The 9,277-nt window shown below is 58.3% G+C and carries 8 protein-coding genes; 2 read left to right on the top strand and 6 right to left on the bottom strand.

Annotated features, from left to right (window positions below; all coding sequences use genetic code 11):
- Nucleotides 1–30: 30 nt before the first annotated feature.
- The 5 genes from HUU60_11915 to HUU60_11935 all read right to left on the bottom strand — a co-directional run bounded on the left by HUU60_11915 (nt 31) and on the right by HUU60_11935 (nt 6,369).
- A complete protein-coding gene (locus tag HUU60_11915) occupies nt 31–747 on the bottom strand; it encodes a metallophosphoesterase (protein NUL83407.1) in 717 nt (238 codons plus the stop codon).
- A 3-nt stretch (nt 748–750) separates the two neighbouring features.
- Nucleotides 751–1,872 carry a SpoIID/LytB domain-containing protein gene (locus HUU60_11920; GenBank protein ID NUL83408.1) on the bottom strand — a complete coding sequence of 374 codons (1,122 nt, stop codon included), beginning with the start codon at nt 1,870–1,872 and terminating at the stop codon, nt 751–753.
- A gap of 33 nt (nt 1,873–1,905) precedes the next feature.
- A complete protein-coding gene (locus tag HUU60_11925) occupies nt 1,906–3,216 on the bottom strand; it encodes a DUF1501 domain-containing protein (protein ID NUL83409.1) in 1,311 nt (436 codons plus the stop codon).
- A gap of 16 nt (nt 3,217–3,232) precedes the next feature.
- On the bottom strand, nt 3,233–4,618 hold the full coding sequence (locus HUU60_11930; protein NUL83410.1) for a DUF1800 domain-containing protein: 1,386 nt from the start codon (nt 4,616–4,618) through the stop codon (nt 3,233–3,235).
- Nucleotides 4,619–4,998: 380 nt separating this feature from the next.
- Nucleotides 4,999–6,369: a hypothetical protein gene (locus HUU60_11935; protein ID NUL83411.1), complete on the bottom strand. Its 1,371-nt coding sequence runs from the start codon at nt 6,367–6,369 to the stop codon at nt 4,999–5,001.
- A gap of 82 nt (nt 6,370–6,451) precedes the next feature.
- Here HUU60_11935 and HUU60_11940 point away from each other — a divergent pair, with 82 nt between their 5' ends.
- A complete protein-coding gene (locus tag HUU60_11940; GenBank protein NUL83412.1) occupies nt 6,452–7,255 on the top strand; it encodes a hypothetical protein in 804 nt (267 codons plus the stop codon).
- Here HUU60_11940 and HUU60_11945 read toward each other — a convergent pair.
- On the bottom strand, nt 7,252–8,457 hold the full coding sequence (locus HUU60_11945) for an FAD-binding oxidoreductase (GenBank protein ID NUL83413.1): 1,206 nt from the start codon (nt 8,455–8,457) through the stop codon (nt 7,252–7,254). The two genes, HUU60_11940 and HUU60_11945, sit on opposite strands and share 4 nt — an antisense overlap.
- Nucleotides 8,458–8,787: 330 nt before the next feature.
- On the opposite strand from HUU60_11945, the gene HUU60_11950 reads away from it, so the two are divergent.
- Nucleotides 8,788–9,177, top strand: coding sequence for a 3D domain-containing protein (locus tag HUU60_11950; GenBank protein NUL83414.1), 390 nt, complete (start codon nt 8,788–8,790; stop codon nt 9,175–9,177).
- Nucleotides 9,178–9,277 lie beyond the last annotated feature (100 nt).

A 9,277-nucleotide genomic window follows, 5' to 3' on the forward strand; every position in this document is an offset into this window, starting at 1 on the left:
AGCCTCCTCGCCGGTAATTGTACCTTGGCGCTATTCAAGACCAAACTCCTGGGCATCGATAAGGCGTCCGCTCGCGTCGAGCGTCAGCAGTCCGACGGATCGGGCGAAAGGTTGGGCTTGGACGATGGGCGCGCCGTAATCGGTGTCGGGAGGAAAGACGGGCGTATGGCTATGGCCTCCAATGATTACCGACAGATCGGGGCGCGCGGCGGCCAGTCGGCGGTCGTCCTTAAGGCCAATGTGAGTGAGCGCAATGACGGTCTTACACTGGGCTTTCAGCTGCGGCAGCCAAATCTCGGCGGCGGCCAATGGGGGATCGAAGAGATAGGCGCTCAGGATCGCGCTCTTCATTCGGGGCGTTACCATAGCCGGCATCAGACCTAAGACGCCAATTTTGTCGTTCAACACGATGAAGGGTTGTACGGGCAGCGGCGCTTTGGTCCGTTTTGCACGAATGTTCGCCGCGAGCAGGGGGCAAGGCGCCAGCGCCACCTTTGCCAAGAAGCCCTTGGCCGTTAAGTGAAACTCCCGATTGCCGATGGTGATCGCGTCGTAGCCGGCCAACTCGACCCATCTCCAAGCCGGATCGGGCGCCAGCGGGATGGCGATGTTGCCCGCTTTGATGACATCGCCCGCATCCAACAGGATCGCGTTATGCTGGGCCTTCAACTCTCTCAGCCGTTCTGCCTTCTCCTGCGTCAGTCGGCCATGGCTGTCGTTGGTGTGCAGAATCTTTATGTGCGACATGCTTTATCGCCGCTCGACTTTTGACCCGGGATAGTAGGCGGAGAGAATCTCACGGTAGGACTGTCCCGCCCTTGCGCGACCGGCGGCGCCCCATTGACACAGGCCGACACCGTGCCCCGAGCCTCGACCTCGCACGCTCCATCCGTCTCGCTCGCGCTGTAGCGCAAACATGAGGTTCTTGATCTGGGCGAGACCAAACGCTCGTCGAAAATCTGCGCCGATCATGACCGCTCGTTTGCCGCCGCCGGTCGCTTCGATTCGAATGGCATGGCCGCCTTCTGTGCGTTCGATGACTTGAAGCCTCTCCACAGGAAACCCAAACTTCTGGTCTACGGCGCGCTGTTCGATCCGAGCGTCCCACCCGCTTCGGGGCGATCCGGCGCAGAAGCGCTCGCCTGTGCTGCTCCAATCGGGCGATCCGACCAGATAGGCGGTCGGCGTTACGCCCACTCCCGCCTGCACGACGTCTGCCGTGTGGCCGCCGCAATCGGTGCAATAGACGGCCTCGATCGGCTTGCCGTTGTGCGCTGCGACTTCGCCCGCGGTTTTGCGCACGACCTCTGTAGTCTGAATCTTTTCCATCGAAACGCCCAAGTAAAGTTGGCAATGCTCGGCGTCGCACAGGTCGTAGCCTTCGCCGCGATGGCGATTGATGCGGTTGAGCGCGTAGCTTCGCGCGGCCACGCATTGGGCTTTTAACGCTTCTTCGGGGAAGTTGCTCGGCATTTCGGACGGTAGCGCTGAGCGCAGATAGTCGCCCAGCGTCAGCCAATTGACGGCAAGAATCCGTCCGTTAGATTGGGTTAGGTAGACCGCGCCCCGATATTCTCTGAGGTCTGTATCCCGCGCACCGATTTTTAGGCTGATCGCATCGATGCTGATCGAGTTTGCCGAAACGGCTTTGCCATCGATGACCCAGTCGCCAGCCTTCGATTGAATCGTCGTTTGGCCGCGCAGGACTGCCAGTTCCGCATTCGATTCGCCGTTTCGCGCGGTCCATGCGCCTGGCGCGAAGACGACCGCTTGGTCTCGCAGGTTCAATCGGGTTAGGCCGACGCGCAACAGAACGGCATCGTCCACCGTTGGTTGAGCGATGGCCAGGCAGAACGCAAGGAGTGCGACCATTGCCTAAGTATAGCAAACCTTCTCTGGGAAGGTCTAACCAAACACGTTGACCGGCTTGAACGCTTTCCCGATCAATTTCTCGGCATCGGCGCCCAGCCACTCCAAAGCCGTCGCATAGACGGAACGGAAGTCGATTTGGTACTTTAGGTCGCCACGATCCAGCGAATCGAGGCTCGGGTGATCGCCGTAGAAGCCGCCTTTGACCTTACCGCCCATCAGGAACATCGGCCCAGCGGCGCCGTGATCGGTGCCCGCGCTGCCGTTCTCTGCCGCTCGTCGGCCAAACTCGGAGAAGACCAGCGTCATCACCTTGTCCGATTTGTTCATCTTGGCAAGGTCCTCTTCGAACGTTTTGAGCGCGTTGCCAAAGTTGCGCAAGAGATTCTCGTGCGTTCGGGCTTGCGCGGCGTGGGTATCGAAGCCGTTGACCGAAACATAGATGACCTTGGTGGCGGGCGAGGCAGCGATCAATTGGGCTGCTTGTTGCAGTCCGCGTCCAAACGGATCGGCGCCGTAGGTAACGTCCGACTGGTAGTTGCGCATAGCGACTCGCAGTTTCTCGATGGCTTCGAGCGCCGAGCGAGTGGAGCGCTTGATCAAGTTGGCCGGGTTGTCGCCCTTGTTCGCGCTGTGCGTCAGCGCCATCATCGTTTCGGCCAGCGCCGCGTCGCCGGTCAGCGCCTGCAGATCGCCCAAACTGGCAAAGCAGGGCACGGAGGCAATGCCAGCGTTTAATGCTTGGGGTTTTTCTTGGGTGAGGCTGACCGACAAGACCGGATTGGTCGCCGCATCGCCCAAGGTGTCGAGGTACTTGCCCAGCCATCCATACTTTTGATAGCCGTCCGGATCGGCAGTCTGCCAGATCTCCATAGAGCGGAAGTGCGAGCGATTTGGATTGGGATATCCGACTCCCTGTAGGATAGCGACCTTCTTTTGGTCGAAAAGATCCTTTAATCCCGTCAGCGCAGGATGCAAGCCGACACGATCGTCCAGTTTTATGACCGTGTTCTCTCGAATGGCCAAGTTCTGCCTGAGACGATAGTAGGAGGAGTTGGAGTAAGGAATGACGGTGTTCAGGCCGTCGTTTCCGCCCGTCAGTTGCAAGACAACGAGGATTCGGTCGTTTGCGGGAGCCAGGCCGTTCAGCGTTCGGCTTGTTTCGGCATGGGCGAGCGTCGCCAGCCATGGAGGAGCGACTAATCCGACGGCAACCAGTGTGAATCCCGCCTTGACAAACTCTCGGCGCGTGATTTCCGGCGCCCAATCGCCCATCATTCGGCTTTCGGCGCACTCGTTCTCGATCACACGGTCTGGATTCACATTCAGTTCATGCTCGTTTTTCATCTTGGCTCCTCCTGCATTAGGCGAACTGGTACTCGGGCGATGCGAACACGATTTTGAGCAATCCGTTCATGGCGGTCGGATTGCGCGGCGTCAGACCGGAAAGCCCTCCTTTCTCGGTCAGAAAGCCTAACATTCTTGTTTTGGTTTCGGCTCCAAACTTCACGTCCATTCCGGTTTGGAGTTTCTCCACAACCTCTTCCAAAGAGCGCGCCTCGGCCATCAATTGATAGAGCGGCGGCTGGCTGGCCAGGGGTCTTTGTCGATTGGCCGCCTGCCCCATGACGGTATCGGCAAACCGCATTCGTTCGAGCATCGTACCGCTGCTGATCCAGGCGGTCCCGCCGTCCCATCCCGCGACCGATGGCGGATAGAGCGGCGCCATGCCCATCTTGCGCAGAATGTTGCCGACCAACCGGAGGTAGGCGATAGCGACTCTCTGGCCAGCAGCGTCGCTCAGTTGATTCTGCCTCAGCCGCTCTCCCATGCCAATGGTGCGGGCAGTGCCGATGACAAAGTCGATCGGGTTCTTGATGATCGCTCGATGGTTCTTTTGGTCGGCGAAGGCTTCGGAATGGGCGATGCGACGGATCAAGGCCTTGACGTCGTATTTGGAATCGACGAGGGTCTTGGCCAGCGCGTCAATCACCTTCTGATCGGGATTGTCGGAGATGAACCAGTGGGCGAACTTGCGGGCGATGAACTTGGCCGTTGCGGGATGCTCGACCGCCATGCGAACGATGTCCTCGCCCTTCCAGTTTCCTGTCTTGCCCAAGAAGGTTTTCTCGCCCGTATCGAACTGGTCTGCTCGATAGAAGAATGAGCCGGTAGCGCGACGAATGCTCCATCCGGTAAAGGCTCTTGCGGCTTCTTTGATGTCTTGCTCGGTGTAGTTGCCGATGCCCATGGTGAAGAGTTCGAGCAGTTCACGAGCATAGTTTTCGTTCGGACGGCCTTTGACGCTGGTAACGCCGTCCAGCCAGACCAGCATGGCGGGGTCGCGGCTGACTTCTAGCACGAGATCGTGAAAGTTGGTCGCCCCGATCCGCTGGAACATTTGGATCTGTTGGAGCAAGAGCTGGCCTTGCTGAACCTTGGAACCGGAAGTGGCGAAGTGATTGTGCCAGAAAAGCGCGAGTTTCTCCTGCATGGGGTGCTTGGTCAGGAGCATACGATAGATCCACCAAGTGGTTACCATCTGAGGCCGTATGGCGTTCTGATCCCCCTTAAGGATCGTTAGAATCTCCTCGTCGTCGATCTCGTTCGGGGCCTTTTCGAAGGCAAGCATCGCTTCGACCGTCTCGGAGTAACCGCGCGAGACGGCAGAATCGACCTCCGACTGTGGGGCTCCCAGGCCAAATCGCCTCAGGAGTTGGGCGCACTTCTCTTGATTAGTTATCGCCATGGCTATCACCCAAAAGATAATTCTTGACGCGACGACGTTTTTCCTTCATTATTGGACGAACGGTATGGCTCTTTGTTCGCTTACACGCGGAGTTCCGCGCAGGTTTCGGGGCTTATAAAAGAAGCAGCCCTCAGCTTAAGGGCGTTGGCGCTGAGGGCTGTAGGGCAGGGAGTAGGGTACCAGTAAGTCTATCTGAATCGATTGGAGGCGCGTCGGTTGAGCGGGTCGTCTGACCACAGTTCGGACTGCATAGCCATGCTCCACAGGATTGAGTTTCGCGACGTTCTTTTCATTGTTCTCATCGATTTTGGCAGCCGTTGTTTCGACCCGCTCGCGACTGTGTATATGGGTTTACACGGATGGGGCGACGACCGGTTCCATCAAATTTCTGACGAGGTTGACGGTTTTCTTTGGGCAACGGCGAGCAAGAGGAGGAAGAGAACCGCCGCGCCTGCCAACAAATAGCCCCGAACGCTGCGAGAGGCGTCGGAATAGGCCTCCACCTTGGCCGCGAAGGCGATTGCTGAGACGGTGCCGGTTAGAACATACGAGGAAGTTGAGATGAGGGTTTGTCGCTCGGACCAAAGCGCGACGACTGCGACGCACGCCACGCCGCCTGCCAAGTAGCCTGCAGCGGGAGATAGGCCGAATCCTGCGGCAACGGTTAGAGGAAGCAGAGCCGCGATGAGGCCGGCGGCGGCTCTGGACAGCCAGTGAGAGCGCGCCGATTGAGCCAATGCGAGGGGCAAACCAGCGCCCAAGATTAGAGCGATCAGGGCGTAGGGCTGATAGACATCGGCTCGGGGAGAAGGCAGCGGAAACGTCTCGACATAGATGCGGAAGAGAGCGACCAGCGCGAAGATCGCGGCGCCTGCGGCTAAGAGATCGACTTCGGGCGACGGTTTCTTGGCGTCTGATGGAGCGAGGCTGGCCCAAATGCCGGCCACAAACAGCGCGCCGAGCGAGACGGCCAAGGCTTGGCCGATGGCAAATAGCAGCGCGACCGCGCCGACCCATAGGAAGAGCGCGGCGTTGGATACCGGCCCTGTAACGTTCTGCCGAGAAAAGACGACCAATCCGGCGGAGACTACGCAGACAATCCAGACTCTCGGCCCGAACTGAAGCCCCGACTGCCAAAAAGCCAATCCGCAACCAACGGCTAGACCAATCCCGCAAAGGGCCAACAGAATCGGCCAGGGCGGCGGGGAGAGTTTATTGCGCGAAGCGCCTTGCGCCAAAACCACGGCGACCGCCGCGCCGACCGCCAGCCATGCGGGAGCCCATACCCACGCTTGGTTCAAGTAGCCTTCGGGCGTTTGCCAGCGTCGAATCAGGTCGAGCGCGGCTGCAAAGGCAATAACGGCCATCGCGGCTGCGCCTTTGCTCTGATTGGTAACGACCCAGCCTGCCGCCGCCGCCGCCATGCATCCTAATAGCACAGGCGTCGGCTGATCGGGGGCCAAAACGAGCGCCAGCCAGGGCGCCGGCAAGGCTGCGACCATAGCGAAACTGGCCGGAGCGATTAAGCTGGCGAACCAAAAAGCCATTGTCAGCGCAAAGCCAAATCCAAAGCGAGAGCCCTCTGCGAACCAGGGCGCCGGCTCGTTGAGCAAACTCACAAGGAGTACTGCCAGGCCGCTAACCGCCAGAAAACGAACTCGACCAACGTCTGCCTTGTCCGACCGCATCTGTGCAACTGCGCCGCCTGCAAGACAGAGCAAGCCCGCAAATGTCAACATCCCTGCGTTCATCGCGCGCCTCCCTAACAGTGCCTATGTTCGAATTGACCGAGAAGTTTCCTGCGCCGCCGCCAAAATCATGGAAAGATTCGTTATGAAAAGTCAAATCATGGCGCTTCTCCTGATCCTCGCCGCTTCTGTGGCTGTTGCGCAAGAGGCGCATTACTTCGTTCGGGTCAAGGGACAGGCTAGTTCGATCGACAAAGTCGCCGTCAATGGCCGGTCGGTGATCGAGGGCACGATCGCCTCGATTAGCATGCCCCTGCTGGTTACAAACTACCTAAGGCCCGGTCAGAACGCTCTGACAGCCACCTTTACCAGCAGCCCGCGCGAGGCCTTTACCATCGTAGTGGAAAGGCGTCAGGGCGGAACGACCAAGCAAGTGGCTCAGTTGAGCGCGCCGGCCAATGCCTCTAAGGGCAGACCGATGAACCGAGCGATAAACTTCACTGTCCCAGCGGTGGACGTTCAGCGCGTTACCGTCAAACTGTCGCAACAAGACGAGGCGGAGATCAAGTCAAGGCTCATTGACCTCCATAACGCCTTGGAACGGAAGGACATGTCTCATCTTAAGCGGGCGATGAAACCGGGCGTGGACGATCTGAAAAGCTACTACCCCGAGATGGCGGAATTCTTTACCACCATGGTCGATCAGTTTTTGGGCGAGATGGTGCAAGATCGACGGTTCAAGATGAAGCCGTTCCGCACTGATGGACTTGTGATCACGGCCAAAGGCCGGGTGGCAACGGTCGCGCGCAGGGACGGCAAGCCGGTTTTTGAGAGCGCTGCTATCAAAGAAAGCAACGGCGGCGGCTCATCGTCCAGTCAGATCAGCGCTACCGAAGTAAAGTTCAAAAGGATCGGCGGGAACTGGCATCCGATTCTGCACGACAACTAGAGCTGACCATGATCGCCGCCCGGCTTTAACCCGGGCAAGCGCGTTGGGCTGAAGTCGAGGTCGTGGCCTAGACCGAGCATATCGTTCGCCACGATCTCGGCTGCGCCCAACGCCGCCATGATGCCATAGCCGGAAAACGCGCCCATTGCGTAAAACCCAGGCTCGATCTCTCCGAGCACGGGTCTGTTATCGAGCGCTTGCACGTAGTAGCCGCCGTCGATCACCGGCTTGGGCGGGCGCTCGATCAAGGATTCGAGACTTGGAAGAAGCCTTGAACAGGCTCGCAACGTCGCCTCATAGTGAAGTTGCTCGTCTACCTCGACGCCGATCGACCAGAGCAGCAAGAGCCAATCGTCGCCTTCTGGCCTGAAGTGCGCGCCGGACGGTAAAGTTTCAGTCAATGGCCGCGTTCTGGGGTCGTTGCGTAGTTCGATTTTGGTCTCTTGCGACCAATCGAGCCGTATTGGGTCCGCCAGGATGATCAGCGGCGCGTCCCTTGGCACGCCCGAATGCCTTATAGCAAACTTGCGATGCCATTCGCGCTCTATGTCATAGTTTTGGTCGACGAATTTACACACATCGACAAATTTTGAACCCGCCGCATTGACGAAGCGATCGAACTGGATCTCCTGTCCGCTTTCCAGTCTGCACTGGCGCCCATCAATTGAGACCGCCCTGTCTCTCAGCGTTCGCGTGCCGCGTTCGCGAGCGGCCTCCAATAGATAGGCGCCCAGCTGCTGCGCAGTCAACCATCCTGCGCGTTCGACCTTTAGAAAGGCCTTTGGATTCGATTTTAAGTAAGGAAATTCTCCACAAAACTTATACACATCTGTGGATAAGTTCGAACCCTCAAGTTGGGCGGCCCCTTCATCCGTATAGGCGACGTATAGGTAGCCGTTGCGGTTCAATCGAAAACGATGTCCAGTTTTCGCGTCCAGTTCTTCCATTCGCTCGATGCTGCGGCTCATCAATCGCCTCATCGCGGGATCGGGCCAATGGTCGCGATAACACTCGGTCGATTTGTCGCTCGTAACGCTTAAGGGCGGTTCGGGATCAACGATCAGGATGTTATGCCGCCCACGAATGACGGCCAATTCGTAAGCAATCGCAACGCCTGCGATGCCCGCGCCGCAGATCAGCGTTTCCACTCGATCCATGCTCAGATTATGGCGGCTAAATCGCCCAGGTTGACATCTGTACACATTGCGTGGTATACTCGCCGCGGTTCCATACCATCGGCAAGGAGGTATCGCGTGATGAACCGATATATCGCCCCGAAGGGTGGGCCGTTGCGTTTGATTGTCGTATTGGCAGCGTTGGTCCTATTTGCCCCAGGCTGGGCTCGCAACGGTCAGCAGGTCGAGATCAAGGTCGACCGGAAAGAGATTCCGGCGCCGACGATTTACGAAGCGACGCGTGGGCTTGGCCCTCGTCAGCAAAAGGTTGTGCAAGGAGGCTCCCCCGGTCTTCGCGTTATCTCGTACACGCTCATCAGAGACAAGAGCGGTACGAAAAAGCGCATCATTTCCGACATGGTTGCAAGGCCGCCCCAACCAAAGGTCGTACAAGTCGGTATCAACGGCAATGTGGCCTCCCGAGGCAGTTTTGTTCGGCAATCCCAGTATTCAACCGTCAAGACGATTACGATGAACGCCTCGGCTTATGAGCCTGGACCAACCAGCTGCGGTCGATATGCCACGGGCAGGACCGCATTAGGCTGGAAGGCCGGATACGGAATCGTCGCAGTCGATCCCAAGTTCATTCCGCTCGGTACGGTGCTATTTATCGAAGGATACGGGATGGCGATCGCGGGGGATGTAGGGCGGGCGATCAAAGGCAATCGGATAGATCTTTGCTTTGCTACCGTAGCCGAGTGCCGCAAGTTTGGTCGTCGTCAAGTCCGAGTTCACATCCTTAGGTAGCCGCTCCAGATTTTTGCGGGGTTTCCGATAATCGTTTCTGGCACAATCGCCAGGGTTGGCGAGACGCCGAGGCGGTGGTCGGATGAGTTTAAGGATCAAT

This window comes from Armatimonadota bacterium (assembly GCA_013359125.1).
Taxonomy (GTDB): Bacteria; Armatimonadota; Fimbriimonadia; order Fimbriimonadales; family GBS-DC; genus JABWCR01.

Bases quoted from the DNA above. Each gene is read 5' to 3' on its own strand.
- HUU60_11950 (NUL83414.1), top strand. From the start codon at position 8,788: ATGGTTGCAAGGCCGCCCCAACCAAAGGTCGTACAAGTCGGTATCAAC.
- HUU60_11935 (NUL83411.1), bottom strand. From the start codon at position 6,369: ATGAACGCAGGGATGTTGACATTTGCGGGCTTGCTCTGTCTTGCAGGC.
- HUU60_11925 (NUL83409.1), bottom strand. From the start codon at position 3,216: ATGAAAAACGAGCATGAACTGAATGTGAATCCAGACCGTGTGATCGAG.
- HUU60_11940 (NUL83412.1), top strand. From the start codon at position 6,452: ATGAAAAGTCAAATCATGGCGCTTCTCCTGATCCTCGCCGCTTCTGTG.
- HUU60_11915 (NUL83407.1), bottom strand. From the start codon at position 747: ATGTCGCACATAAAGATTCTGCACACCAACGACAGCCATGGCCGACTG.
- HUU60_11920 (NUL83408.1), bottom strand. From the start codon at position 1,872: ATGGTCGCACTCCTTGCGTTCTGCCTGGCCATCGCTCAACCAACGGTG.
- HUU60_11930 (NUL83410.1), bottom strand. From the start codon at position 4,618: ATGGCGATAACTAATCAAGAGAAGTGCGCCCAACTCCTGAGGCGATTT.